Source organism: Brevibacterium senegalense, assembly GCF_000285835.1.
Taxonomy (GTDB): Bacteria; Actinomycetota; Actinomycetes; order Actinomycetales; family Brevibacteriaceae; genus Brevibacterium; species Brevibacterium senegalense.
Map to the genome: position 1 here is coordinate 56,558 of NZ_HE978600.1, position 26,206 is coordinate 82,763.

General features: G+C 69.8%; 22 protein-coding genes. 11 read left to right on the forward strand and 11 right to left on the reverse strand.

Features of this window, described 5'->3' with window-relative positions; genetic code table 11:
* Position 1 precedes the first annotated feature (1 nt).
* Positions 2-3,085, forward strand: a complete 3,084-nt coding sequence (locus tag HGBR_RS00300) for a bifunctional [glutamine synthetase] adenylyltransferase/[glutamine synthetase]-adenylyl-L-tyrosine phosphorylase (protein WP_147522093.1) — start codon at positions 2-4, stop codon at positions 3,083-3,085.
* Positions 3,086-3,136: 51 nt separating this feature from the next.
* On the opposite strand, the gene HGBR_RS00305 is transcribed toward HGBR_RS00300, so the two are convergent.
* Positions 3,137-4,600, reverse strand: coding sequence for a mycothione reductase (locus tag HGBR_RS00305; protein WP_019157337.1), 1,464 nt, complete (start codon positions 4,598-4,600; stop codon positions 3,137-3,139).
* Between the two features lie 104 nt (positions 4,601-4,704).
* Complete coding sequence (gene glnA / locus HGBR_RS00310; protein ID WP_019157338.1) at positions 4,705-6,129, reverse strand: type I glutamate--ammonia ligase; 1,425 nt, start codon at positions 6,127-6,129, stop codon at positions 4,705-4,707.
* 210 nt (positions 6,130-6,339) lie between these two features.
* Between glnA and HGBR_RS00315 the strand changes: the two genes are divergently transcribed.
* The gene (locus HGBR_RS00315; RefSeq protein ID WP_161601827.1) at positions 6,340-6,852 is read left to right on the forward strand and encodes an RDD family protein; all 513 of its coding nucleotides are present in this window, start codon (positions 6,340-6,342) and stop codon (positions 6,850-6,852) included.
* A 75-nt stretch (positions 6,853-6,927) separates the two neighbouring features.
* On the opposite strand, the gene HGBR_RS00320 is transcribed toward HGBR_RS00315, so the two are convergent.
* From HGBR_RS00320 to lipB, 3 genes are read right to left on the reverse strand one after another with little or no spacing between them, the layout of a single operon-like run.
* Positions 6,928-7,686 carry a DUF4191 domain-containing protein gene (locus tag HGBR_RS00320; protein ID WP_019157340.1) on the reverse strand — a complete coding sequence of 253 codons (759 nt, stop codon included), beginning with the start codon at positions 7,684-7,686 and terminating at the stop codon, positions 6,928-6,930.
* A 37-nt stretch (positions 7,687-7,723) separates the two neighbouring features.
* On the reverse strand, positions 7,724-8,767 hold the full coding sequence (gene lipA, locus HGBR_RS00325; protein WP_019157341.1) for a lipoyl synthase: 1,044 nt from the start codon (positions 8,765-8,767) through the stop codon (positions 7,724-7,726).
* A 38-nt stretch (positions 8,768-8,805) separates the two neighbouring features.
* Positions 8,806-9,444 (reverse strand): lipoyl(octanoyl) transferase LipB, encoded by a 639-nt coding sequence (lipB, locus tag HGBR_RS00330; protein WP_019157342.1) that lies wholly within the window; start codon positions 9,442-9,444, stop codon positions 8,806-8,808.
* A 188-nt stretch (positions 9,445-9,632) separates the two neighbouring features.
* Between lipB and HGBR_RS00335 the strand changes: the two genes are divergently transcribed.
* The gene (locus HGBR_RS00335) at positions 9,633-11,066 is read left to right on the forward strand and encodes a hypothetical protein (RefSeq protein ID WP_026077210.1); all 1,434 of its coding nucleotides are present in this window, start codon (positions 9,633-9,635) and stop codon (positions 11,064-11,066) included.
* A gap of 81 nt (positions 11,067-11,147) precedes the next feature.
* Here the strand turns inward: HGBR_RS00335 and sucB are convergent, their stop codons facing one another.
* The 3 genes from sucB to HGBR_RS00350 form a co-directional block, all read right to left on the reverse strand.
* Complete coding sequence (sucB, locus tag HGBR_RS00340; RefSeq protein WP_019157343.1) at positions 11,148-12,983, reverse strand: 2-oxoglutarate dehydrogenase, E2 component, dihydrolipoamide succinyltransferase; 1,836 nt, start codon at positions 12,981-12,983, stop codon at positions 11,148-11,150.
* Positions 12,984-13,004: 21 nt separating this feature from the next.
* Positions 13,005-14,396, reverse strand: a complete 1,392-nt coding sequence (lpdA, locus tag HGBR_RS00345; protein ID WP_019157344.1) for a dihydrolipoyl dehydrogenase — start codon at positions 14,394-14,396, stop codon at positions 13,005-13,007.
* Between the two features lie 146 nt (positions 14,397-14,542).
* Positions 14,543-16,060, reverse strand: coding sequence for a leucyl aminopeptidase (locus HGBR_RS00350; RefSeq protein ID WP_019157345.1), 1,518 nt, complete (start codon positions 16,058-16,060; stop codon positions 14,543-14,545).
* A 98-nt stretch (positions 16,061-16,158) separates the two neighbouring features.
* Here HGBR_RS00350 and HGBR_RS00355 point away from each other — a divergent pair, with 98 nt between their 5' ends.
* Complete coding sequence (locus HGBR_RS00355) at positions 16,159-17,259, forward strand: quinone-dependent dihydroorotate dehydrogenase (protein ID WP_019157346.1); 1,101 nt, start codon at positions 16,159-16,161, stop codon at positions 17,257-17,259.
* Positions 17,260-17,273: 14 nt separating this feature from the next.
* On the opposite strand, the gene HGBR_RS00360 is transcribed toward HGBR_RS00355, so the two are convergent.
* Positions 17,274-17,903, reverse strand: a complete 630-nt coding sequence (locus tag HGBR_RS00360; protein ID WP_019157347.1) for a DUF3043 domain-containing protein — start codon at positions 17,901-17,903, stop codon at positions 17,274-17,276.
* A 20-nt stretch (positions 17,904-17,923) separates the two neighbouring features.
* Here HGBR_RS00360 and HGBR_RS00365 point away from each other — a divergent pair, with 20 nt between their 5' ends.
* From HGBR_RS00365 to HGBR_RS19725, 7 genes are all read left to right on the forward strand, one after another.
* Positions 17,924-19,321: a dipeptidase gene (locus HGBR_RS00365; protein ID WP_019157348.1), complete on the forward strand. Its 1,398-nt coding sequence runs from the start codon at positions 17,924-17,926 to the stop codon at positions 19,319-19,321.
* A gap of 96 nt (positions 19,322-19,417) precedes the next feature.
* On the forward strand, positions 19,418-19,774 hold the full coding sequence (locus tag HGBR_RS00370) for a HesB/IscA family protein (protein WP_019157349.1): 357 nt from the start codon (positions 19,418-19,420) through the stop codon (positions 19,772-19,774).
* A gap of 106 nt (positions 19,775-19,880) precedes the next feature.
* The gene (gene aat / locus HGBR_RS00375; protein WP_019157350.1) at positions 19,881-20,522 is read left to right on the forward strand and encodes a leucyl/phenylalanyl-tRNA--protein transferase; all 642 of its coding nucleotides are present in this window, start codon (positions 19,881-19,883) and stop codon (positions 20,520-20,522) included.
* A gap of 177 nt (positions 20,523-20,699) precedes the next feature.
* Entirely contained in the window at positions 20,700-21,593 is an 894-nt protein-coding gene (ctaC, locus tag HGBR_RS15750) for an aa3-type cytochrome oxidase subunit II (RefSeq protein ID WP_019157351.1), read from the forward strand.
* Positions 21,593-23,299 (forward strand): aa3-type cytochrome oxidase subunit I, encoded by a 1,707-nt coding sequence (gene ctaD, locus HGBR_RS00385; protein WP_019157352.1) that lies wholly within the window; start codon positions 21,593-21,595, stop codon positions 23,297-23,299. Before ctaC ends, ctaD begins: the two co-directional genes overlap by 1 nt.
* Positions 23,296-23,697 (forward strand): cytochrome c oxidase subunit 4, encoded by a 402-nt coding sequence (locus tag HGBR_RS00390; protein WP_019157353.1) that lies wholly within the window; start codon positions 23,296-23,298, stop codon positions 23,695-23,697. The genes ctaD and HGBR_RS00390 overlap by 4 nt, the downstream gene beginning before the upstream one ends.
* A gap of 186 nt (positions 23,698-23,883) precedes the next feature.
* The gene (locus HGBR_RS19725) at positions 23,884-24,150 is read left to right on the forward strand and encodes a hypothetical protein (protein ID WP_147522097.1); all 267 of its coding nucleotides are present in this window, start codon (positions 23,884-23,886) and stop codon (positions 24,148-24,150) included.
* Here HGBR_RS19725 and istB read toward each other — a convergent pair.
* Both istB and istA read right to left on the reverse strand, forming a co-directional pair.
* Complete coding sequence (gene istB / locus HGBR_RS00395) at positions 24,130-24,939, reverse strand: IS21-like element helper ATPase IstB (RefSeq protein ID WP_019157354.1); 810 nt, start codon at positions 24,937-24,939, stop codon at positions 24,130-24,132. The genes HGBR_RS19725 and istB overlap by 21 nt on opposite strands.
* The gene (gene istA / locus HGBR_RS00400; protein WP_147522099.1) at positions 24,936-26,186 is read right to left on the reverse strand and encodes an IS21 family transposase; all 1,251 of its coding nucleotides are present in this window, start codon (positions 26,184-26,186) and stop codon (positions 24,936-24,938) included. Before istA ends, istB begins: the two co-directional genes overlap by 4 nt.
* Between the last annotated feature and the right edge of the window lie 20 nt (positions 26,187-26,206).

Consider the following 26,206-nt stretch of genomic DNA (forward strand, 5'->3'; position numbering starts at 1 on the left):
CGTGACGGGGCGGGGCCGCCGCGATCCCGCGCGGCAGAGCGCCCGCGCCAGCCGCGTGTCCCGGTTCCTGGGGGAGGTCGACGGCCACCTGGGCACGGATCTCGCCCAGCAGCCGGAAGTCGTCGCCCGGGTCGAGGCGGCCGTCGACCCGGATGCGTCCGCGCTGGGCCTCCTGCGGATCGTCGAGGCCGCGGTGTCCGCGGGTTCCCGCGAGCTGCTGGACGTCCTGTCCGATCCGGAGCGCCGGTCCGCGCTGCTGCCGCGCCTGCTCACGATCACCGGGGTCTCGGAGGCACTGACGGACCACGTTGTGCGCCACCCCGATTCCGCGCTCGTGCTGCTGGGCGAGGGGCACCTGGCCCTCGACGTGCCCGGCACCGCCGCCGAGGCGCTGCGAGACACCCTCCTGCGGGCGGTCGAGGCCGACCCCGACCGGCAGATCGCCGCTCCCGTCGCCCGAGTGACGGGGGAGGAGGGCATCGACGCCCTGCGCCGTGCCTACCGCGACGAGGTGCTGCGGCTGGCCGCGGACGACCTCGACGCCCCCGCTCCCGAGGCCGTGGTCGACGAGGTGGGTCGGGTCCTGTCCGATCTGGCCGGCGCCGTCGTCGAGGCCGCCCTCGCGATCGCGCGCGCGGAGCTGGACCCGCAGGCCCGGGTGCGCATGGCCGTCATCGCGATGGGCAAGTGCGGGGCGCGCGAGCTCAACTACGTCTCCGACGTGGACGTCGTCTACGTCCATGCACCTGCGACCGATGCACCGGAGGGCGCCGAGGTCCCGGACGAGGAGGCCGTGCACACCGCGGAGGCGATGGTCGCCCGCATCACGGAGGTCGTGGGAGCCCCCGGTCGCGAGCCGTCCCTCTGGGAGCTGGACGCCGCGCTGCGGCCGGAGGGCAAGTCCGGCCGCCTGCTGCGGACGGTCGAGGAGTTCGACGCGTACTACCGGGATGTCGCGGAGTCCTGGGAGTTCCAGGCGCTGCTGAAGGCGCGTCCGATCGCCGGCGACGTCGTGCTGGGCCGCACATTTTCCGACACGCTGCGGCACCACGTGTGGTCCGCCAGCACCCGCGAGGGCTTCGTCGAGGGCGTGCGGGCGATGCGCCGCCGGGTCGTCGCATTGCTGCCCACGCAGCACGCGGACGCGCAGATCAAACTGGGCAGCGGCGGCCTGCGCGATGTCGAGTTCTCCGCGCAGCTGCTGCAACTGGTCCATGGGGAGACGGACGAATCGATCCGTGCGCCGCAGACCCTGCTGGCCCTGGACCGCCTGGGGGAGCGGGGCTACATCGCGCGCGAGGACGCGGACGGCCTCGAGGAGTGCTACCGGTTCCTGCGGGTCGTCGAGCACCGCCTCCAGCTGCCGCGCCTGCTGCGCGCGGCCGTCGTCCCGGAGCTCGAGGAGCGCCGACGCCGTCTGGCGCGCTCCGTCTATCCGCGCGGGGACCGGACGATGGAGCGCCTGGACCGGGAACTGGGCGTCGTGCGCCGGCGCGTGCGGGTTTACCACGAGCAGATCTTCTACCGCCCCATCCTCGAGGCGGCCAGCTCCGCGGGTGCCGTCACGAGCCTGAGTCCGGACGAGGCCCGTCAACGTCTCGCCGCATTCGGCTATCGCGATACGAAGGCCGCGCTGGGACACATCCAGGCGCTGTCGGCGGGGGTGAGCCGGGCCGCCGTCGTCCACCGGCAGGTGCTGCCGGCGATGCTCGACTGGCTGTCGTCGGGTGTGAGCCCGGATGCGGGTCTGCTCGCGTTCCGGCAGATGGGGGAGAGCCTGCGCGACTCCGGCTGGTATCTGGGGCTCCTGCGGGACTCGGGCTCCACCGTCCGGTCGCTCGCGACGATCCTGTCCACCTCCGCGTTCGCGACGGGTCTGCTGCAGCGCACGCCGGCCGCCGTCGCGTGGATCGACGAGTCGGACGAGCTGGAGGCCCGGGACCCCGCAGCCCTGCTGCGCGAGGCGGAGACGCTCGTGTCCCGCCACGGCGCCGAGGCCGTCAAGCCCCTGCGCGCGCTCTACGGTCGCGAGCTGCTGCGCACCGCGCTGGCGGACGTGCTGGAGAGAGCCGATGTGCGGGTGACGGGGACGGCGCTCAGCACCAACGCGGATGTCTACCTCCACGGTCTGCTGACGGCCCTGCGCGACGAGATGGACTCCGTCGGTGTGCCCGCGTACGAGTTCGCGGTCATCGCGATGGGGCGACTGGGCGGCGCGGAGATCGGCTACTACTCGGACGCGGACGTCATGTTCGTCCACCGCCCTCTGGACGACGGCGCGGATGGGGCGGACAGGGTCGCGAAGCACGTGAAGAAGCTGGCGCTCGCGTTCACGAAGGCCGCCTCCCAGTCGGGCGCACACCCCGGCATCGTCGTCGACTCGGACCTGCGCCCGGAGGGACGCTCCGGACCCCTCGTGCGGTCGCTGGACTCCTACCGCTCCTACTACGCGAAGTGGTCGGAGCCGTGGGAGGCGCAGGCGCTGCTGCGTGCCCGCCCCATCGCGGGCGATGCGGCGCTGCGCGATGACTTCCTCGCCCTCATCGAGCCGCTGCGCCGTCCCACGGAGGTGCCCGAGGCGTCGATCCGGCAGATGCGCAGGCTCAAGGCGCGGATGGAGGCGGAGCGGCTGCCGCGCGGCGCGGACCGGCGCACGCACCTGAAACTGGGTCGCGGCGGCCTCAGTGATGTCGAGTGGACCGTGCAACTGGTGCAGCTGCTGCACGGACATGCGGTCGAAGGCCTGCGCACGACGTCGACGCTGCCCGCCCTGCATGCGGCCGTCGACGCGGGACTCGTCGACCCCGACGACGGCGAGGTGCTCGAGGAGGCGTGGCTCCTGGTGTCCGGGCTGCGCTCCGCGGCGATGCTGCTGCGCGGCCGAACCGTGGAATCGCTGCCGGCGGACCCGTTCGAGCTCGAGGCCTGCGCCCGACTGCTGGGGTACGAGTCCGGGCGGGGACGGGACCTCGCCGAGGACTACGGCGCCGCCACCCGCCGCGCCCGCCGCGTCGTCGAACGCCTCTTCTTCGGTTTCGACGACTCTGCGGACGCCGACGACCCCTGGGTCGGACGCCACGACTGAACCGTCCCCCGGACTCCTGCGGATCAGGGTGCGGCGGAACGGCGGCCGACCTCAGGAGAAGTCGAGGTCCAGCAGGGCGTTCTCGACGACCTCGGGCAGGGCCGGGTGGATCCAGTACTGGCTGGTCGCGACCTGGTCCGCGGGCTGGTCGAAGGTCATCGCCTGGATGAGCGGCTGGATGATCATGGAGGCCTCCGGCCCCATGATGTGCGCCCCCAGCAGGCGGCGCGTCCGCCGGTCCGCGATGACCTTCGCGAACCCCGTCCGGTCCTCCAGCGCCCATCCGTACGCGACGCCGGCGTAGTCGCGGCGGCCTACCACGACCTGGGCGCCGGACTCCCGGGCCTCCTCCTCCGTCATCCCCACGGTCGCGACCTGCGGCTCTGTGAAGACGGCGGCGGGCACCGCATCGTGGCGGACGGTCGCGAGGTCCCCCTCCCGGGCTGTGCCGGGGGCGCCGGCGGCCAGATCCGCGAGCAGATTGCGCTGAGCGATCGTGGCCTCGTGGTTCGCGACGTGCTTGAGCTGGAACGGCGAGCTGATGTCTCCCAAGGCGAAGACACCCGGCACGGGGACGCCGGCGGCCAGCACGCGCTGGTGCGCATCGACGGCGATCCGGCCGTCCGGGTGGACGTCGATGCCCGCGGCGGCCGCGTCGATCCCCTGGGAGTTGGGGGTCCGCCCCATCGCCAGCAGGAGGCGGTCGACGGTGAGCGGGGCGGGCACGACGGCGTCCGCAACGCGACCGGTCGCGGCGAACTCGACGCGCACTCGGCCGTCCTCTGTGGAGTCGACGCGGGCGATCTCGATGCCGAACCGGGCGTCGTGGTCGGCCGCGAACGCCTCCGTGAAGCGCGCGGAGACCTCGTCGTCCAGCGCACCCAGCAGGCGGTCACCGCGGGCCGCGACGGTCGTCGCTGCGCCCAGCCCGGTGAAGATGTGGGCGAACTCCATCGCGATGTAGCCGGAGCCCACGACGAGGACGGACTCCGGCAGATCGTCGATGCGCATGATCGTGCGGGAGGTGTGGATGCGCGAGCCCGGCGCGTCGACGACAGCCGGGTCGAGGCCGGGCACCTGGGGCAGCGCGGGGGCGGCGCCCGCGGCGATGACGATGCGGTCCGCAGTGATCTCCTCACCGCTGTCCGTCACGAGCGTGTGCGAACCCGTGAAGCGGACGTGCTCCGGGATGACGGTCGTGTTGGGCAGCTCGTGGGTGCGGTACCGGCGACCGCCGGCTTCGATCTCATCGATGCGGGCGAAGACCCGATCGCGGACGGCCGGCCAGTCCGCGCTGTCGAAGGAGGTCGTGAGGCCCAGGCGTGACGAATCCGCCGCCTGGCGGGCGACATCAGCCGCGTGGACGTACATCTTCGTGGGGATGCACCCCGCGTTCAGGCACGTGCCGCCGAACAGGTGCGGCTCCGCGATCGCCACCGTCAGATGGGAGAAACGGTCGTCGAGGATCGAGTTGCCGGAGCCGGTGCCGATGACCAGCACGTCGAAATGCGTCATGCGGCCGAGTCTAGTGTCGCGCGTGGGCGGACGAGCAGGGGCCCCGCGCCATGCGCGGGGCCCCTGCAAATCGCGTGAACCGTGGACGGATCAGCGCGGCCGGATCAGATCGAGAAGTACAACTCGAACTCCGTGGGAGTGGGACGCAGGCGGGCGACCTCGATCTCCTCCTCCCGCTTGTAGCGGATCCACGTCTCGATGAGGTCCTCGGTGAAGACGTCGCCGGCCGTGAGGAACTCGTTGTCCTGCTCCAGCGCGTCCAGCGCCTCCTCGAGGGACTGCGGGACGAGTGCGATTCCCTCGAGCTCCTCCGGGGGCAGCTCGTAGAGGTCCTTGTCGACCGGCTCCGGCGGCTCGATGCGGTTCTTGATCCCGTCCAGGCCCGCCATGAGCTGCGCGGAGAACGCGAGGTAGGGATTGGACGAGGGGTCCGGCACGCGGAACTCGAGCCGCTTGGCCTTGGGCGAGGAGCCCGTGACCGGGATCCGGATCGCGGCGGAGCGGTTGCGCGCGGAGTACACGAGGTTGACCGGTGCCTCGTAGCCCTTCACCAGGCGGCGGTACGAGTTGATCGTGGGGTTCGTGAACGCGAGCACCGCGCCCGCGTGCTCGATGAGTCCGCCGATGTACCAGCGCGCCAGGTCGGACAGGCCCGCATAGCCGTTCTCGTCGTAGAAGAGCGGCTTGCCGTCCTTCCACAGGGACTGGTGGCAGTGCATTCCGGACCCGTTGTCGCCGTACATGGGTTTCGGCATGAACGTCGCGGTCTTGCCGTTCTCCAGCGCGACGTTCTTGACGACGTACTTGAAGTCCAGCAGCTGGTCCGCGGCGTGCTTCAGCGTGTCGAACTTGTAGTTGATCTCCTGCTGCCCCGCCGTGCCGACCTCGTGGTGGGCGCGCTCGACCGTGAAGCCGATCTCCTTGAGCGTCAGCGAGATCTCATCACGGATGTCCGTGAAGTGGTCCTGGGGCGAGACGGGGAAGTAGCCGCCCTTGATGGGCGTCTTGTAGCCCAGGTTGCCGCCCGGCTCCTCCGCGCCCGTGTTCCACGCCGCCTCGATCGAGTCGATCTGGTAGAAGCTGTGGCCCGGGGTCGTCTGGTAGCGGATGTCGTCGAAGAGGTAGAACTCCGCCTCCGCGCCCACGTTCACCGTGTCCGCGATGCCCGTACTGCGGAGGTAGGCCTCCGCCTTCTCCGCAACCTGGCGGGGGTCGCGGGAGTAGGGCTCGTCGGTGAACGGATCGACGATCGAGTGCGTGATGACGAGGGTCTTCGCCTCGCGGAAGGGATCAAGGTATGCGGACTCGACGTCCGCCAGCAGCTTCATATCGGACTCGTGGATCCCCTGGAACCCGCGGATCGAGGAGCCGTCGAACAGCAGCCCTTCACTGATCTCCTCCTCGCCGTACGATTCTGCGGGAAGGTTGAAGTGCTGGACGACGCCCGGCAGATCGCAGAAGCGGATGTCGATGAATGCGACATCCTCCTTCCGCACGTATTCGATGAGTTCCTGTGCTGAGGTGAACACTCGCACTCTCCTGAGTTCGATGATGTGCTGTGACACTCCGGTCCCCATCCGCCCGGCCGGCACGGATGCCGACAGTGTGATGGAGGACGCTCGAGTTGGACCCATCTTAACGTCATGGAGAATCCGGGCGCCACTCAGGGTGACGTAGCGCCCCTGACAGTGGCATGGTCGGATCCGTGCCGGCAGGCCGGATCGATTAGCCTGGTGATCATGGTCGTGAGGGATGAGAGCACGTCGGGCGGGGCCGAGGGAAACGGGTCCGGTCCGCGCGATTCGGAGTGGCTGACGGGACCGTCGCTGCCGGACGGGGTCTGGCAAGGGCAGCGCCTGGGCCTGCCGCAGTCGGGGAGGGGCTCCATCGCCTCGCTCCTGCGCCGCGCAGGCGGCATCGCGATCGACTGGGCCATCGCGCTCACGGTCGCCAACCTCATCGTCGATGCGGACGTGTTCCTCATGAACATCGCGATCCAGTCGAGCTTCTTCGTGCTCTACCTGCTGTGCGTGTGGCTGCTGGGGCGCACTCCCGGCCACTGGATCATGGGCATCGGCGTCGTCGACGTCGCCTCACGCAGGACCCTGGCCTCCACCGGACCTGTGGGAGCGCTGCGCGCGCTGCTGCGCACGGTGCTCGTCTGCCTCGTCATCCCGGTCGTCATCATGGATCCGGACGGGCGGGGTCTGCACGACAAGGCGAGCGGCGCGGTCGTCGTGCAGACGCGATAGGACGCACGGAGCGGACGCCCGCGATCGTTTCGCGGACGTCCGCTCCGGGACTCCTCGTGCAGCGGTGGGGACGGCTCAGCGGCCGCGCAGCGCGCGGCGGTCCGGGCGCATCCGGGTGGGGTCGACGCCCTTGGGGATGGGCGGCCGCGAGGTCATCGACCCGATGCCGGTGAGGCGGTTGCGCACCGCCAGGATCTCCGCCTTGTTGAGCTTCTTGGGGAACTTGTAGAGGGTCTTCGTGATGTTCTCCATCGGCACCTGGTCGGCACCCTCACCGCCCTGGAACGTGTGGACCGGGACGCCCCTGACGATCTTCTCGTGGCGCCGCGCCTCCTTCGCCAGGAGCTTCGTGACCTTGTGCCTGCTGCGACCTTCGCCCACGAGCACGACACCGGCGCGGCCGGTCGTGCGGAACACCATCTCCCGCGTGCGCGGGTCGACGGCGATGGGGGTGTCCTCCATGAGCCAGCCGCGGCGGGCGGTGCCCAGCACGGCGCCGATCGCGCCCGGCTGACCGCGCATCTGGTCGAACGCGGCGGTCTCCGCGAAGCGGCCCAGGAGGAACATCGCCAGCAGCACGCCGCCCATGAGGCCCATGAGGCCCCAGAGGATCGTGCCCAGCACTCCGCCGCTGATGAGCAGTCCCAGCATGACGCCGATGAGTGTCAGGCCCACGAGCGCGGCGGCCAGGAGCCACGGGACGGCGGGGTTGTGCTTGCGCGCCATGGTGTAGACCTGGCGCATCTGCTGGATCCGGCCGTTCGACTTCTTCGGCTTCTTCTCCTTCGAGCGGCCGAAGAGGCCCTTGCGGGGGGATTCGCTGTTCGTGGACATGCTCTCGCTTCAGTGCGGACGGGGGTGAGGGGTCAACTCAGTAGTGTACCTCTTCGCCCTCGCCGAACGCGTCGACGACCGCCTGGGCCTCCTGCCGCGCGGGGACCTCGTCGCGGTCGAGGTGGGCGAGCTGCGCGGGGATCTCGAGGCCGCGTGTGCGCATCGCACCCGCCCACAGCTTGCCGGCCCGGTACGACGATCGGACCAGCGGCCCCGACATGACGCCCAGGAAGCCCATGCGCTCCCCCTCGTCGCGCAGCTCCACGAAGGTCTGTGGGCGCACCCACCGCTCGATCGGGTGGTGGCGCTCCGAGGGGCGCATGTACTGGGTGATCGTGAGGAGGTCGGTGCCCGCCTCCTTGAGGTCGCGCATCGCGTCGACGATCTCCTCGTCCGTCTCGCCCATGCCCAGGATGAGGTTCGACTTCGTCACGAGACCCGCCGCGCGCGCCTTGGTGAGGACGGACAGGGAACGTTCGTAGCGGAAGCCGGGGCGGATCCGCTTGCAGATGCGCGGAACCGTCTCGACGTTGTGCGCCAGCACCTCCGGCCGGCTGGAGAAGACCTCGGCCAGCTGATCGTCCTTCGAGTCGAAGTCGGGGATGAGCAGCTCAACGCCAGTCCCCATCCCGTCCGGGTGCTCGATCTCGTGGATCTTCCGCACCGTCTCCGCGTAGAGCCAGGCGCCGCCGTCGGCCAGGTCATCGCGCGCGACTCCCGTCACCGTCGAGTACCGCAGGCCCATCTGGCGCACGGAGTCCGCGACGCGCCGGGGCTCGTCCGCATCGAAGTCCGCGGGCTTGCCGGTGTCGATCTGGCAGAAGTCGCAGCGACGGGTGCACTGCTCACCGCCGATGAGGAACGTCGCCTCGCGGTCCTCCCAGCACTCGAAGATGTTGGGGCAGCCCGCCTCCTCGCACACCGTGTTGAGGCCGGCGCTGCGGACCAGGGACTTGAGCTGGGTGAACTCCGGACCGATCTTGGCCTTCGCCTTGATCCAATCGGGCTTCTGCTCGATGGGGGTCTGCGCGTTGCGGGCTTCGATGCGGAGGAGCTTCCGACCTTCTGGTGCGAGTGCCACAGTGCGTCCCTTCGTGTCGTGGTGGGGTGGTCGTGCGGTCAGGCGGTGATGTGGTCCTGCAGGAGTGCGGTGAGCCGGTCGGCGACATCCGCCGGCGTCACCGTGCGTCCCAGCTCCTGCGTGAGCGAGGTGACGCCGGCGTCCGCGATGCCGCACGGGACGATCGCGTCGAAGCCGTCGGACGCGTTCGAGCAGTTGAGGGCCAGCCCGTGCATCGTGACGCCGTCGTGGATGCGGATCCCGATCGCGGCGATCTTGCGCGTGGGTCCGTGCTGATCCGCGTGCAGCCAGACGCCGGCGCGGTCGTCGATCGTGTGCGCGGTGATCCCGTACTCCTGCAGGAGCGCGATGAGTGCGGACTCGATCTGGGTGACGAACAGACGCACGTCCTTGGGATCGTGCAGATGGTAGAGCAGGTAGGCGACCAGCTGGCCGGGACCGTGCCACGTGATCTTCCCGCCGCGGTCCACATCGATGACGGGGGTGCCGTCCGCGGGCCGCTCGTGATCCTCCGTGCGCTTGCCGGCGGTGAAGACGGAAGCGTGCTCGAGGAGGAGCAGAGTACTGGGGCGCGCGTCCCGGACGATCTCGTCGTGGAGGCGGCTCTGGAGATCCCACGCCTCCTGGTAGTCGACGTGATCAGGGGCGAAGCCGAGGCATTCGACGGTGAAGACCATTCGATCAGCCTAGCGTTCGGGTCGTGCCCGGCCGGCGCGACCCGGGGTGAGCCTCGCCACACCTGTTATATCCTTCCGATGGGCACATCAAACGTCAGTTATCCACAAGCACCGGTATCATCTGGCATCATGCGCAGTCGTCCTGCCACACTGCCGGTGAGAGCGTAGCGACACGGCAGGAGGCGGGTATGGACGCGCACGCGGATGACACGGAGGCGCGCTGGAGCGATGAAGCCCGGATCGACGATGGGATCGTCCGGGTGCGGGCGGGGGAGTCGGTCGGGTGGTTCATCGTCCCGGACGCTGCCGGTGCGACCGCAGGGGAGGAAGCCGCGCTCTTCCCGTCCACGACGGTCGAGGTCATCGACGGGTGCAGCGGCCTGCTGGTCCCGCGCTTCGAGGGAGGACTCGTCGACCGCGCGCTGCGGGAGCGCGGCGGTCTGGCACCCGCTCTGGCGCTGGGGCTGCTGGACGAGGTGGTGGAGCTGCTGCAGTCCGCGCCACCGGCGGGAGACCGGGCCTCGCGGGTGACCGTGCGCGCGTTCGCGTTCGACGCCGGCGGCGCCGTTGCCCTGCTGCCCGGTCGCGTCCGGGACGCGGCGTCCCGGACGGACTGTGCGGAACTGGGCGAGATCCTGCACCTGGCACTCACCGGGAGGATGTGGGAGGAGACGGGTCTGCCCGTGGCCCTCACCGCGCCCGAGGTCCCGGTCACCGTGGCCGCACTCGTCACGGAGCTGCTCGAGGACGCGGAGGGAGCGCCTGATCTCGAGGCGCTGCGGGCGCGCATCGCAGCCCTGGGGCCGGAGCGGGACCGCGGGTTCCGGCCGGCGGAACCCGGCGTGGACGAGGACTCCGCACCCACTGCGACTCTGGGCGCGGACCTCGTCCGGGAGCTGCGCGGCGGGGGCGGCCCGGAGGCGGAAGGGCCCGCGCGACCGGGCCGTGCGGAGCGGACCGCGGCGCGAACGCCGGTCCGCAGGACTCGCGCGCGGATGCGGAGGCAGCGTGAGCGGCAGAAGCAGCGGGGGCACCGGGAACGTCCGATCCGCCCTGCACGGTGGGGTCGGACGAGCGCGCTCGCACTGTCCGGGCTGGGCGTGTGCGCGGGAATCGTCCTCCTGGTCCAGGGCGTGGGAGGTGCGGACGCGCGGGACACACGTGCGGAGGGCCGGCAGGCTCCGCACGCGGAGGAGCAGCACGCGGAGGCACAGCATCCGGAAGCACCGGGGACCGAGCAGTCGGGGGTGGGGCACGAGGACCCGGTCGCGGCGGTCGTGGAGCTGAGCCGGGAGCGCGCCGACGCCATCGCGGAGGCCGATCGCGCAGCACTGCGCGGCCTCACCGTGCCCGGCTCACCGGCGGCCGCCGCGGATGCCGCACTCCCGCTCGACGCCTGTGGCGGGGACTGCGGAAGCGCCCGAACGCTCGAGGTGCGGGACGCGCACCGGATGGTCCGGGAGGAGGGCGCTGAGGAGGGCACCGGCGCCGCGGAAGGAGCCCGAGCGGTGGTCGAAGCGAGGATGGCGACGGACGGAGGACCGGGAACCCCCGTCGTCTTCGTGCTGGAGAGGTCCGACGGCCGCTGGCTCGTCCACAGCGTCGAGCGCGCGACCGGGTGAATGCGCACGGGGCGGCGGATCCGTGGATCCACCGCCCCGTGCGCGGGCGCTTCGTCCGGCGACTCGCATCGCCGGACCGGCTCAGAGCTCCAGGTCGCCCTCGAAGTCGCCCTCCTGCAGACGCTCCCGGATCGTCTTGAGGAATCGACCCGCATCCGCACCGTCCACTAGCTCGTGGTTGTACGTGAGCGGCAGGTGGACCATGTCGCGGATCGCGACGGACTCGCCGCCGTCCGCGGTCGGCACCACCATCGGACGACGGACGATCGTCCCCACGCCCAGGATCCCGGACTGCGGGTAGTTGATGATCGGCGTGTCCATGATCGCGCCGAAGCTGCCGATGTTCGTGACGGAGAACGTCCCGCCCGACAGCTCGTCCGGCTTGATCTGGTTGTTCCGCGTGCGCTGCGCCAGATCGTCGATCGCCTTCGAGAGGCCTGCGATCGACAGCGAGCCGGCGTCCTTGATGACCGGGACGAGCAGACCGCGCGGCGTGTCGACCGCGATGCCGATGTGCTCGTGATCGAAGTACTCGATCTGCTTGCCGTCCTCGGACAGCTGCGCATTCATCTCCGGGTGGATCTGCAGCGCCTCGATGACCGCCTTGATGAAGAACGGCAGGAATGTGAGCTTCACGCCGTGCTTCTGCTGGAAGGCGTCCTTCGTCGCCTTCCGCAGGCTGGCGACCGGCGAGACGTCGACCTCCGTGACCTGCGTCAGCTGCGAGGTGTTCTGCAGCGACTCGCGCATGCGCTTCGCGATCGTCTGACGGATCCGCGAGGCCTTCTGCGTGGAGCCGCGCAGCTTCTTCGCCTCCTCCGACAGCTCGACGACGCGGGGCTTCGCAGCACCGCCTGTCGCACCGCTGCCGCTGACCGGGGCCGGGGACGTCGCGGCGTTGAGCACATCCTGCTTGCGGATGCGTCCGCCCACGCCGGTGCCGGACAGCGTCGACAGGTCGACGCTCTTCTGCTTGGCGAGCTTGCGCACCAGCGGCGTCACGTAGGCGGCGTTGTCCCCCGCGACGCTCGCGGCGATGTTCTGGCCGGACGCGGGCTCGGACTTCTGAGCCGCCGCGGCCGGGGCGGACTCCTGCTGCGGTGCCGCGGCAGGCGCCTCCTCCTGGACCTCGGGCTCCGGCTCAGCCGCGGCCTCGGGCTCTTCGGCCTGCTCGGGCTCAGCGTCCTGCTCGGGCTCAGCGTCCTGCTCGGGCTCAGCGTCATCCTGGGCCGCGGGTGCGTCGTCCGCCGGGGCGGACTGGGACTGGTCGGCTGCGTCGGACGAGCCGATGAGGGCCAGCTTGCCGCCCACCTCGACGTCGTCGTCCTCCTCCGCGAACAGCTCGAGGACGGTGCCGGCGACGGGGGAGGGGACCTCGGTGTCGACCTTGTCGGTCGAGACCTCGAGCAGCGGCTCGTCGACCTCAACCGTCTCGCCGACCTCCTTGAGCCACCGGGTGACGGTGCCCTCGGTGACCGATTCGCCCAGCGCGGGCATCGTGACCTCGGTCGCGTCCTGGGACGCGGACGACGCGGATGCCGCGGCCGGTGCGGCGTCCTGGGGCTCCTCCTCGTCCTCGGCCTCGGGCTCGGCCTCGTCCTCGGCCTCGGGCTCGGGCTCCTCGGCGGGTGCCTCGTCCTCGGCCTCGGGGGCCTCGGCGTCGTCGTCGCTGTCACCGTCGCCGGAGCCGATGACGGCCAACGGGCCGCCCACCTCGACGTCGTCGTCCTCCTCCGCGAGGATCTTCTCCACGACACCCGCGTACGGGGACGGGATCTCCGTGTCGACCTTGTCGGTCGAGACCTCGAGCAGCGGCTCGTCGACCTCGACCGTCTCGCCGACCTCCTTGAGCCACCGGGTGACGGTGCCCTCGGTGACCGATTCGCCCAGAGCGGGCATGTTCACTGTGTTGGACATGTTCTTCGTCTCCTTCGGGACTCAGTTGTGCGCGTGGAGCGGCTTGCCGGTGAGCGCCAGGAAGGCCTCGCCGATCGCCTCGTTCTGGGTGGGGTGCGCGTGGACGAGCTGCGCGACCTCCTCCGGGAAGGCCTCCCAGTTGATGATGAGCTGCGCCTCGCCGGCCTGCTCGCTCAGGCGCGCGCCGATCCCGTGGATGCCCAGCACGGGGCCGTCCTTCTCGCGGATCACCTTGATGATGCCCGCCGAGTGGAGGATCCCCGTCTTGCCGTTGCCGGCCAGGTTGTAGTCGAGCGACTCGATCGCGTCCGCGCCATGCGCCTCCGCCGCCTGCTTCTCCGTGACGCCCACGGAGAAGATCTCCGGCTCGCAGTAGGTGACGCGGGGGACACCGGACTCCACGAGGGGAGCGGGGTTGAGACCCGCGATCTCCTCCGCCACGAAGATGCCGTGGGCGAACGAGCGGTGTGCCAGCTGCAGGCCCGGGGTGATGTCGCCGATCGCGTAGATGTTCCCCACGCCCGTGTGCTGGCGCTCGTCGACGATGACGAAGCCGCGGTCCAGGGTGAGTCCCTGCTCCTCGTAGCCGAAGCCCTGGGTGACGGGGCCGCGGCCCACCGCGACCAGCAGGTAGTCCGCGTCGAGGACGGTGCCGTCCTCCAGCTCGACGTGCACCTGGTCGTCGTCCTGCGTGACGGACTTGAACATCTTGCCGGTCTTGACGCCGATCTTGCGCTTCTTGAACGCGCGCTCGAGGTTCTTCGAGATCGCCTCGTCCTCGTTCGCGACCAGGCGGGGCAGGCCCTCGACGATCGTGACCTTCGCGCCGAAGGAGGCCCACACGCTGGCGAACTCGACGCCGATGACGCCGCCGCCCAGGACGATCGCGGACTCCGGCACGTCCGCCAGCTGCAGTGCCTCCGTGGAGGTGAGGACGCGGCCGGTGATGTCGATGCCGATCGTCTTGGGCTCCGAGCCCGTCGCGAGGATGATGTGCTTGCCCGTGACCGAGACGCCGCCCTCGTCGTTGGACACCTCGATCGTGTCCTGCGAGACCAGGCGGCCCTCACCGGAGATGTAGTCGATGCCGCGCACCTTCACGAGGCCCTGGAGCCCCTTGTGGTTCTTCGCGATGATGTCGTCCTTGTAGGCGAGGACGGCCTCGATGTCGATCCCCTGGAACTCGGCGCGGATGCCGAAGTCACCGGCGGCCTTCGTGGTGTCCGCGACCTCGGCCGCGTGGAGGAGCGCCTTCGTGGGGATGCAGCCGCGGTGCAGGCAGGTGCCGCCCACCTTGTCCCGCTCGATGAGGGCGACGCGCATGCCCAGCGTCGCACCGCGGAAGGCGGCGGCATAACCGGCCGTGCCGCCTCCGAGGATCACAAGATCGTAGTTCTCTGACGATTCGGTCACGGAGCACTCCTCTTAGTTCCGGCTTCTGCGTGTGCCGCACAGCGGCGTCGCATTCAATCATTCCATTCAACGGGGGTTCTGGCGCCCCTATTCCGGGCGGATTCGCGGTGAGGGGGGTCACGTGGCCCCCCTCACCGCGACCGGGATCAGGCCCCGGCCAGCTGGTCCGCGAGCTCGACGAGCGTCCGGACGGGAACCCCGGTGCCGCCCTTGACGGTGTACCCGTGCGGGGCCTCCGCGTTGTACGAGGGGCCGGCGATGTCGAGGTGGGCCCACTCGACCCCGTCGGCCACGAACTCGCGGAGGAACGCGGCCGCGGCGAGCATGCCGCCGGCACGTCCGCCGGAGTTCGTGAGGTCCGCGGTCGTGGAGTCGAAGGACTTGAGCATCTCCTCCGGGATCGGCATGGGCCAGAACGGCTCGCCGGAGGCCTCCGCCGCCAGGACGAGGCGGTTGCGGGCCGCGTCCGTGCCCATGACGCCGGAGGTGCGCGCGCCCAGCGCGACGATCTGCGCACCCGTGAGCGTCGCGATGTCGACGACGAGATCCGGAGACTCCTCCTGCGCCGCGACGAGCGCGTCGGCCAGGACCAGGCGGCCCTCAGCGTCCGTGTTCGTCACCTCGACGGTCTTCCCGCCGTAGATGCGCAGGACGTCGGCCGGACGCTGCGCGGAGCCGGACGGCATGTTCTCCGCGAGCGCCAGCCACGCCGTCACGCGCACGGGCAGGCCCAGGCGCGCGATCGCGAAGAGCGCCTGCGCGGCGGCCGCGGCACCGGCCATGTCGGACTTCATCTCCTCCATCTTCGCGGCGGGCTTGAGCGAGATGCCGCCAGAGTCGAACGTGATGCCCTTGCCCACGAGCGCCAGGTGGGTCGACGCCTTCTTGGGAGCGTACGACACCTTGACGAGGCGCGGGCCGCGGGGGGAGCCGCCGCCCACACCGATGAGTCCGCCGAAGCCGCGCGAGCGCAGCGTGTCCTCGTCGAGGACCTCGACGCGCACCTTCGCCTTCTTGAGCTCCGAGCCGGCGGCCTGGTCGACGACGGCCTGCGCGAAGGACTCCGGGTAGAGGTCCAGCGGCGGCTGGTTCACGAGGTCACGGGCGTCCGCGGCGGCGCGGGCCACGGTCGCGGCGCGGTCGAGGCCCGACTGCGCGGCACTGGGGGCGATGACGGCCAGCGACCGGACCGGGGTCGAGGAGCCGCCGTCGGAGAGGTAGGCGGTGTAGCGGTAGGAGCCCAGCAGCGCACCGGTGGCCACGGCCTCGGCGGTCGCCGCGTCCGTGACGGGGAAGGCGAGGGCGACGGACTCGACGTCGCTCAGCCCGCGCAGCGCGGTGCCGGCCGCCCGGCGCAGGGACTCGAGCGCCGCCGCGGGGTCCTCGTCCGTCGACGGCGCTCCCAGTCCTGCGAGGACGACGGAGCCCGCGCGCACAGCGGTGGGGGCGGGGATCCGGGCGACGGCGCCGGCCTTGCCGGTGTGGCCCACCGCGGCGGCAGCGGCGGCCAGCGCGGAGGCGGGCTTCTTCGCCAGCCCCTGCGCGGCGGGGACGGCGCCGTCCTCACCGGAGTGGAATGCGACGACGAGGACGTCCGCGGTCGCGGTCGCGGGATCGCCGGACGCGCGTGAGATCGTCGGCAGTGCTGTGCTGGGGGTGGCCATCGAGGGTCCTTCCGTCGGTCTGCGTAGTCCTTGCCAGCCTAGTGCCGCCCGCGTGCGGGCTGGAGTACGGGCCGCCCGCGGGCCGCTAGAGTGACCGCGTGGACGATCTCGCATACGCACTCCTGTACCGCTCGCTCCTGGTCCGCATGGATGCGGAGCGCGCCCACCGTCTCAGCTTCGCGGCCCTGCGGGCGCTCGACGCGGTGCCGGGGGTGCGGGACGCGGTCGGTGCGGTGCTCTCCGCCGGGACCCACGCCCCCGCGCAGGTGCTGGGGCTGCCGTTCCGCAACCGCGTGGGCCTGGCCGCGGGCTTCGACAAGGAGGGGCACGGCATCCGCGCCCTGTCGCGCCTGGGCTTCGGCCACATCGAGGTGGGCACTGTGACGGGGCACGCGCAGCCCGGCAACGAGTGCCCCCGCCTGTTCCGCCTCCTGGAGCACGAGGCGATCCTCAACCGGATGGGCTTCAACAACGCGGGCTCGAGGGCGGCGTCGTTCGCCGTCGACGACCAGCGCCGCGCCGTCGACCTCCTGCCGGAGGCCCTGCGCCCCGTCATCGGCATCAACATCGGCAAGACGAAGGTCGTCGAGGCGGCGGACGCGGCCGCGGACTACGCCCTGTCGACACGGACGCTCGCCCCGTTGGCGGACTACCTCGTCATCAACGTGTCGTCCCCCAACACGCCGGGCCTGCGCGATCTGCAGGCCGTCGACTCCCTGCGGCCGATTATCGCCGCGGTGCGCGACACCGCCGCCGAGGTCGTCGAGACCCCGCGGTCGACGCTGGGGCACGTGCCCCTGCTGGTGAAGCTGGCGCCGGACCTGGCGGATGCGGATGTGCGCGAGGCCGTCGACCTGGCGGTCGCGGAGGACGTCGACGGACTGGTGCTCACGAACACGCTCGTCGACCGGAGCGTCCTCACGGGTGCGGATCGGGCGTTCGCGCAGGCGGAGGCGGGCGGGATCTCCGGCAGACCGCTGGCGGAGCGGTCGATGGAGGTGCTGCGGCTGGTCCGCAGGCACCTGGACGCACAGCACCCGGGACGTGCGATGGCGCTCGTGTCCGCCGGCGGCGTGGGCGATTCCCGCGACGTGTCCGCGCGACTGGGCGCGGGCGCCGACCTCGTGCAGGCGTATTCGGGCCTCATCTACGGCGGGCCGTTCTGGCCGGGCGCACTGGTGCGGGGGAGCCGCCGCTGACGCGGCGGGGCGGATCAGGCCGGGTACTCGCGGCGCCGGACGACCGGCTTGGGCACGCGCAGGCGGCGGATCTGCACCGATCGCATGATCGCGTAGAAGTTCGTGCCCTTCTGGATCGACCCCTCGCCGAACTTCAGCTTGAGGCGTCCGCGCAGCAGGACGCACAGGAGGATGCTGTCGAGGATGATGAGCACGATGAGGCCGTAGACGATGAAGTTCGCCGCGACCGCCCAGGCCTGGTTGAACATGCCGGCGAGGAGGACGACGAGGGCGATCGGGATGAAGAGCTCGCCGATCGAGAAGCGGGCGTCCACGTAATCGCGGACGTAGCGGCGCTGCGGTCCCGCGTCGCGGGGTCCCAGGAAGCGCTCGTCGCCGTGCATGACGCCCACGCGCGCCTCGTCGCGGCGGCGACGCATGTCGTCGCGAGCGCGCTTGTCGGCTGCCTTGCGGTCCGCCCCCACCAGCGGGCGCTGGTTGCGGGCCTGCTGCTGGCTGCGCTTGGGCGTGGGCCGGTTCTTCTTCTGCTCGGCCGGATGGGACCCGCCGACGACACCGTCGGTGCTGCCGTTCTCCGCTTCCGGGGTCGCGTCCGTCTGCTGATCCCTGTCAGCGCCTGCCGAGTCACTCTTCCGTCCGAACACGCATTGAATAGTATCGGATCATGAATGTCGCACCGCACACGCTTCCGCTCCCCGACCGCGCAGCCCGGTTCCACGCAGCGCTCGAGCCGCTCATGGAGGAGGTCATCACAGACCTGACGGCGCTGGTGAGGATCCCGTCGATCGCCTGGCCGTCGTTCGATCCGGCCCACGTCGACGCCTCCGCCGAGGCCGTGGCAGGCCTGGCCCGCACGGCCGGCTTCGACGAGGTCGAGATCCTCCGGGCGCCCACTCCCGGCGGCGAGCCGGGCGCCCCCGCCGTCGTGGCCCGCCGCCCGGCCCCGGCCGGCGCCCCCACCGTGGTGCTCTACGCGCACCACGACGTGCAACCCGTGGGCGACACCGCGCTGTGGGACACCCCGCCGTTCGAGGCGACGGTCCGCGGCGACCGGATCTTCGGTCGCGGAGCGGCCGATGACAAGGCCGGCATCCTCGTCCACCTGACGGCGATGCGCCTGCTGGGCGACGACCTCGGCGTGGGTGTCGTCCTGTTCGTCGAGGGCGAGGAGGAGGCGGGGTCGCCGTCGTTCGGGAACTTCCTCCGGGAGCACCGCGAGAAGCTCGCCGGGGACGTCATCGTCGTCGCGGACTCCGGCAACTGGAAGGTGGGCACGCCGGCGCTCACGACCAGTCTGCGCGGGATGGCCTCGCTCGAGTTCACGGTGGCGACCCTCGACCACGCGGTGCATTCGGGGATGTACGGGGGAGCGGTGCCGGACGCGGCGCTCGCGATGACCCGGCTGCTCGCGTCCCTGCACGCGGACGACGGATCCGTCGCGGTCGACGGTCTGCGCGGGGAGGAGGCGGCGGACGTCGAGTACGACGAGGCCGTGCTGCGGGCGGACTCCGGGGTGCTGGACGGGGTCTCCCTCATCGGGCGCGGCTCACTGTCCTCGCGCATCTGGTCGCAGCCGTCGATCACGGTCATCGGGCTGGACCTCCCGCGGGTCGATGTGTCGTCGAACACCCTGCAGCAGTCCGTGCGCGCGAAGCTGAGCATCCGGGTCGCACCGGGGCAGACGCCCGCGGAGGCGCTCGAGGCGGTCCGGGCGCACCTGCGGGCGCACGCACCGTTCGGGGCGCGCGTCGACTTCGGGGCGGAGGAGGGCGGCAGCCCGTGGCGGGCGGACGTGTCCGATCCCGTCGTCGACACGGCGATGGAGGCGCTCACGGCCGGCTTCGGACAGGGCGCCGTCCAGGTGGGACTGGGCGGTTCGATCCCGTTCATCGCGGATCTGCTGGAGGAGTTCCCGTCCGCCTCGATCCTCGTGACGGGCGTCGAGGATCCGGACGCACGGGCCCACAGCGCGAACGAGTCGCTCCACGTGCCGGACTTCCGGTCCGCGATCGTGTCGGAGGCGCTGCTGCTCGAGGAGCTGGGCCGCGGGGCGCGGGAATAGGGCGCCGCGGCGAGTCGTTGCGGGTGTAGCCTTGATGGACCCGGCGATCGACAATGCGATCTGCGACGTCCCACCGAATCGTGCGAAGGAGATCCGATGACCGTCACCGACGAGACCACCGTTCCCACCCATGGAGTCGAGCTCTCCGACGCCGCTGCGGGCAAGGTGCGCAGTCTCCTCCAGCAGGAGGGCCGCGATGATCTCCGCCTCCGCGTGGCCGTGCAGCCCGGCGGCTGCTCCGGACTCATCTACCAGCTCTACTTCGACGAGCGGACGCTCGACGGCGACGCCGTGCGCGACTTCGACGGCGTCGAGGTGATCGTCGACAAGATGAGCGTGCCCTACCTAGGCGGTTCGACGATCGACTTCTCCGACACGATCGAGAAGCAGGGCTTCACGATCGACAACCCCAATGCGGCGGGATCGTGCGCATGCGGTGATTCGTTCCACTGATGAGGAGCGGAGCAGGACGGGGCCCGGCGGTGCAGCCGCCGGGCCCCGCCGCGCATTCACGGCCCGGGTCCATCGAGGCCGCGCGCCGCGGCGGGTCGTCGACGTGATGGACGAGGACCTCCGCGCGGTGTCCGCGGATCTGGACGTGGGCGAGGGCGGCCTCGAGACGATCCTCTCCGCCTATCGGGCCGGCTTCTTCCCGATGGGTCTGGGGGACGGGGGAGGGGCGCCGATCGGATGGTGGGCGCCCGCGCTCCGGGGCGTGCTGCTGCCCGGGCGTCTGCGGATCAGCCGGAGTCTGCGCCGTTCCCTGCGGCGGTACGCGCACAGCATCGACCGCGACTTCGCGGGGGTCGTCGACGGGTGCGCGGACCCGGATCGCGAGGGGGCGTGGATCTCCTCGCGGATGAGACAGGTGTACCTGCGTCTCCACGCGGCCGGCTGGGCCCGGTCGATCGAGGTGTGGGATGCGGACGGGGGACTGGCCGGGGGCCTGTTCGGCATCGACCTGGGACATCTCTTCATCGGCGAGTCGATGTTCCACCGCGGCACGGACGCGTCGAAGGTCGCGGTCGTGCGCCTGGCGGAGATGCTGACGGAGCGCTGCGGCGAGGACTGGACCGTCGACGTGCAGTGGTCGACGCCACATCTGGAATCGCTCGGCGTGTCGGAACTGTCCGGCCTCGACTACCTCGTCCGGCTCAGGCAGGCGGAAGCGCGTGACGGCTCTGAGCTTTTTTACAGGTGAGGCACTGCCAACGTGAATTTCTACGGCGTGTAGCGGTAGGCTGTGGGGGACAAAGTCAGAGTACGGCTCTCCTGCCCCGGAGTCCTGCCCGTCGCTCGTCTGCTCGGCACCGCTGAGCACCGATCCGACGACGGGAGCACGGACGCGGAGTGCCGTCAGAGGTTCGAAAGGCTGCACGTGGATTCTCCGAATCAGCCCGCACCGGGGACGCGCACGTCCTGGGCCAAGCGGCTCGGTGTGATCGGCGCAGCGGCGGCAACGACACTGCTCGCCGGATGCACGAGGGAACAGTGGGAGGTCGGCTTCCTCCACGAGGACTCGAAGGGCGCGACGTCCCACACCGATCACTACATCGCACTGTGGAACGGCGGCTGGATCGCCGCCCTGGCCGTGGGCGCGCTCACCTGGGGACTGATCCTCTGGTGCCTCGTCGCCTACCGCCGCCGGAAGTCCGATCGCGGACTGCCGGTCCAGATGCGCTACAACATGCCCGTGGAGATCCTCTACACGGTCGTCCCGATCATCCTGGTCATGGCGTTCTTCTTCGAGAACGTGAAGACGACCAACGTCACGATCGATGACGACACGCCGGCCGAGCAGGTCATCGAGATCTACGGCAAGCAGTGGGCGTGGGACTTCAACTACGTGACCGAGGACGTCTACTACGCGGGCGTCCAGGCGAACCTCGACGGCACGGAGCAGCCGGGCATCGAGGCGCCCACGCTGTACCTCCCGTCCAACACGGACCTCGAGCTCAAGCTCGAGTCGCGCGACGTGATCCATTCGTTCTGGATCCCCGCCTTCCTCGAGAAGCGCGACATGATCCCGGGGCGCTCGTCCAGCATCCACCTGCAGGCCCTCAAGGAGGGTGACTACCTCGGCAAGTGCGCCGAACTCTGCGGTGAGTTCCACTCGGAGATGATCTTCAACGTCAGCGTCGTCTCCCCCGAGGAGTACGATGCGTACATCGAATCCCTGCGCGAGCAGGGCAACGAGGGACAGCTCGGCGAGGAGTACAACCGCACCGACTGGTACCAGAACCCTTATGAGCAGGAAGGGGCTGAGCACTGATGACTGCGACTGCATCGCGTCCCACCGGCATCGCCGGGGCTCCCGCCGAACCAGTGGCGACCAGTAAGGGTCGGATCTTCGTCAACTGGATCACCTCCACCGACCACAAGACGATCGGGTACATGTACCTGATCACCTCGTTCATCTTCTTCTGCCTCGGCGGCGTGATGGCTCTTATCATCCGCCTCGAGCTGTGGGAGCCGGGGATGCAGGTCCTCGAGACGAAGGAGCAGTACAACCAGCTGTTCACCATGCACGGCACGGTGATGCTGCTGATGTTCGCCACGCCACTGTTCGCGGGCTTCGCGAACGTGCTCATGCCGCTGCAGATCGGCGCCCCGGACGTCGCCTTCCCGCGATTGAACTCCTTCGCGTTCTGGCTGTTCAGCTTCGGATCGCTCATCGCGCTGGCGGGCTTCCTCACCCCGCAGGGCGCGGCCTCGTTCGGCTGGACGGCGTACGCGCCGCTGTCGAACTCGACGTTCACCCCCGGCGTGGGCGGTAACCTCTGGGTCATGGGCCTGGCCTTCCAGGGCTTCGGCACGATCCTCGGCTCGGTCAACTTCATCGCGACGATCCTGACGCTGCGTGCGCCGGGCATGACGATGTTCCGCATGCCGATCTTCACGTGGAACGTGCTCATCACCGCTGTGCTCGTCATGATGGCGTTCCCGCCGCTGGCGGCCGCCCTGCTGGGCGTCGCCGCGGACCGGATCCTGGGAGCGCACACCTTCAGTCCGGAGAACGGCGGACCGATCCTGTTCCAGCACCTGTTCTGGTTCTTCGGACACCCAGAGGTGTATGTGATCGCGCTGCCGTTCTTCGGCATCGTGTCGGAGATCTTCCCGGTCTTCAGCCGCAAGCCGATCTTCGGCTACGTCGGCCTCGTGTACGCGACGATCGCGATCGCCGCCCTGTCCGTCACCGTGTGGGCGCACCACATGTACGTGACCGGTGCGGTCATGCTCCCGTTCTTCGCGTTCATGACCATGCTCATCGCGGTGCCCACAGGTGTGAAGATCTACAACTGGATCGGCACGATGTGGAGAGGGTCGTTGACCTTCGAGACACCGATGCTCTGGTCGCTGGGCTTCCTCGTCACGTTCGTGTTCGGCGGTCTGACGGGCGTCCTCCTGGCCTCGCCGGCACTGGACCAGCAGGTCTCTGACTCCTACTTCGTCGTCGCCCACTTCCACTACGTGGTCTTCGGCACGGTCGTGTTCGCCATGTTCGCCGGCTTCTACTTCTGGTGGCCCAAGTGGACCGGCAAGATGCTGGACGAGACGCTGGGCAAGATCCACTTCTGGCTGCTGTTCATCGGCTTCCACGGCACGTTCCTCGTGCAGCACTGGCTGGGTGCCGAGGGCATGCCGCGCCGCTACGCGGACTACCTGCCGCAGGACGGCTGGACGTTCCTCAACCAGGTGTCCACCGTGGGCTCGCTGATCCTGGGCCTGTCGCTGGTGCCGTTCTTCTGGAACGTGTGGGTCACGGCCCGCAAGGCGCCCAAGGTGACGGTCAACGACCCGTGGGGCTACGGCGCATCGCTCGAGTGGGCCACGTCCTGCCCGCCGCCGCGCCACAACTTCACGAGCCTCCCGCGCATCCGCTCCGAGCGCCCCGCGTTCGAGGCGAACCACCCCGAGCTGCTGGAGCTGGCCGCGGCCGGCCACGGCTCGCACCAGGCCAAGGAGGTCGCCAAGTGAGGACGTCCGGTTGGATCTTCACCCTCGGGTTCTTCTTCTTCGTCCCGGTCGCGATCATCTACGGCTTCGTGACGGACTTCCAGGAGTGGGTGGGCTTTCCCGCCATCCTCCTGGTGGGCGGCATGACCCTCATGATCGGCCTCTACCTGTGGACCTGGGAGAAGAAGCACCCCCAGTTGCCCATGGACGACGTGGACGGCGAGATCGAGGACGAGTACTACGAGTACGGCTTCTACACGCCGTGGAGCTGGTGGCCGATCGTCCTGGCCGCGGGCGGCGCGATCTGCTTCCTGGCGGTCGCTGTGGGCTGGTGGATCTTCCCGTTCGGCGGCGTCATCGTCCTCGTGGGCCTCATCGGTCTCGTGTACGAGCACGACCGGGGCGTCCACGCGCACTGAGACGCTGACACCGGTCCGATAGAGCGGACGCGCAGCGCAGCCGACGGGCGGGGCGGAGGAGCGATCCTCCGCCCCGCCCGTCGTCGTGCGTGCCCGGGGGGGTGCGGAGGGCGGATGCGCGGCGGGTTGTCCAGGAGACTCCGGAGCTGTGCGAGCGATCGGAGGCGCAGGTCCGCGGCCGGTTCGATGACCCGCTCGACGAAGAACGGCGAGGGCTTCTCGACCTTCGATCCGCTGGACGACGCGATGATGTCGCACTCGAATGCGAGCGTTGCCGGCTCGTCCACCGCTTCCTCCGGCTGGTTCTCCACGATGCCGATGTGGAGGCCGCGGTCCTGCGACTGCCACCGCCGCCCAGGAGCGGCACTCATCGACGAGGGTCTCACCGACGTCGACGACCAGCGCTGTCAACGGCGGCTGAAAACTGACCCCCTACCGACGGTTGAAAATTGACCCCTCAGGGTCGTCAGTTTCAGATTCGGACAACATCTCGCGGCGGGTCCGCGTCCGGTAGGACTCGCCATCCATCGGCAACACCTCGGCATGATGGACCAGACGATCGATCATCGCTGACGCGACGGTGTCATCTCCGAACACCTCGCCCCACCGCCCGAACGACAGGTTCGACGTGATCAGGATCGACCCCTGCTCGTAGCGGGCCGCGACCAGCTGGAAGAACAGATTCGCGGTCTGCGTATCGAACGGCAGATACCCAAGCTCGTCGATGATCAGCAGCCGATACCTCCGCAACCGCTTCAGCTCCTTCTCGATCCCTGTCCGGCTGTCATGCGCCGCGGCCAGCCGACTCGCCCACCCCGACGCGGTATCGAACGCGACGGGGTAGCCGGCATGACACGCCTTCATACCCAGCCCGATCGCGACGTGCGTCTTCCCGACCCCTGGTGGGCCCAGCAGGATCACGTTCTCCGCTTTCGCGATGAAGCTGCACCCAGCCAGGTGCGCAAGCACATCACGACGGATCCCGGGCTGGTAGTCAGTGTTGAAGTCTTCCAATGTCTTCACCCCGGGGAAATGGGCTCCTGCCACCCGCAGGGCTGTCCCGTTGGCTTCTCTGTCAGTGACCTGCCGATCCAGCACCGCCGCGAGGTACTCCTCGTGCGACCATCCCTCCGTCCTGGCGGTCGTGGCCAGATCTGCGTACACCCTCCCGATCGTGGGAGTCTTCAACGCCTTGACCAGATGCCCGATCGTCGACTCGATCCGCGTGGCATTCGTGCTCATGCGACAGTCTCCTCACGGTCCCCGGCGGTGAAGTCCACTCCGAAGACGCTGTCGTAGTCACTCAGTGACCGCGTCGCGACCTCGACCCCGCGCGGCAGCCCCACCGGGCGCAATGCTCGCCGGGAGTACTGCGCCCGCAACGACCTGGCGATCTCGACATGCACGGGATCCGTGATCGTCTGATGCCTGTCCCAGCAGCGCGAATGCGACGCGACGACCGTTCCCTCGCACAGCACGCGCACCATGGTCGGGGACGCCTCCACATCGACGAGCCTGCCGATGACACGAGGATCGACGGAATAGTCGTTGCCACAGATGCGCACGTAGTAGTCCCGCGGCAGGCGCACCCGGGCCCGGATCCCGGTCACCGGGGCATGCGGCGGCAAAGGCGTCATCGCCGTGAGGTCGTCATCGAACGCCTCGCACGGGCGCCGGCCCAGGGACCGCACAGTCCGCTGATTCGCGGTACCGGTGATCCACTGCCCCAACTGCGTGTTGAAATCTGCCGGTGATGAGAAATTACGGCCCGGCAGGAACGAGGTCTCCAGGTAGCCGTTGTTCCGCTCGGTCATGCCTTTGAACTCCGGATCCCGTGGTGGGGCGATCACCATTGCCGTCGCCAGGGAGCCAGCGAACCCAGCGACCGGATCCAAGGGTTTGCCCTTCGGCGCGATCGCGGCTTCCCGGTCCCAGACCAGCGTCTTCGGCACACCACCGACACCGGCCAGTAGCTGCCACATGCCCGATAGCAGATCCCCGGACTGTCGCGATGGCAGCATCACCGCTGAAAGGAACCGTGAGAACGTCAGCGTTATCACTAGCACCGGGAACACCAGGGCGGCGCCGATGCCTGTCGGGATACGAGGCTCGGGGAACCACAGGTCCATCTGCGCGGCCTGCCCGGGCTCGTGGACCAGCCGGTCAGCAGGATCGACACCGACATACTCCGGACGGATCTCTCGCAGCCGATCCTTCAGCACGGTCAACGAGTTCTCGAACCCGATCCTCTCTGCGATGACCGTCGCCGGCATCCGCGGGGAATCGCGCAGCAGTTTCCGGATCTCTGGTTCGTACGCGTCGACGACGGAGCCGGTCTTCGCGCGCCTGTACCGGGGTGGTTGTGAAGCGGCCAGTGCCTTGCGCACGGTGTTCCGCGCGATGCCGAGACGGCGTGAGATCTCTTTGATCGGCACGTTCTCAGCGTTGTGCAAGCGGCGGATCTCTGCCCAGTCTTCCATGGCAATCATGCCTCCTAGCATGTGACGGG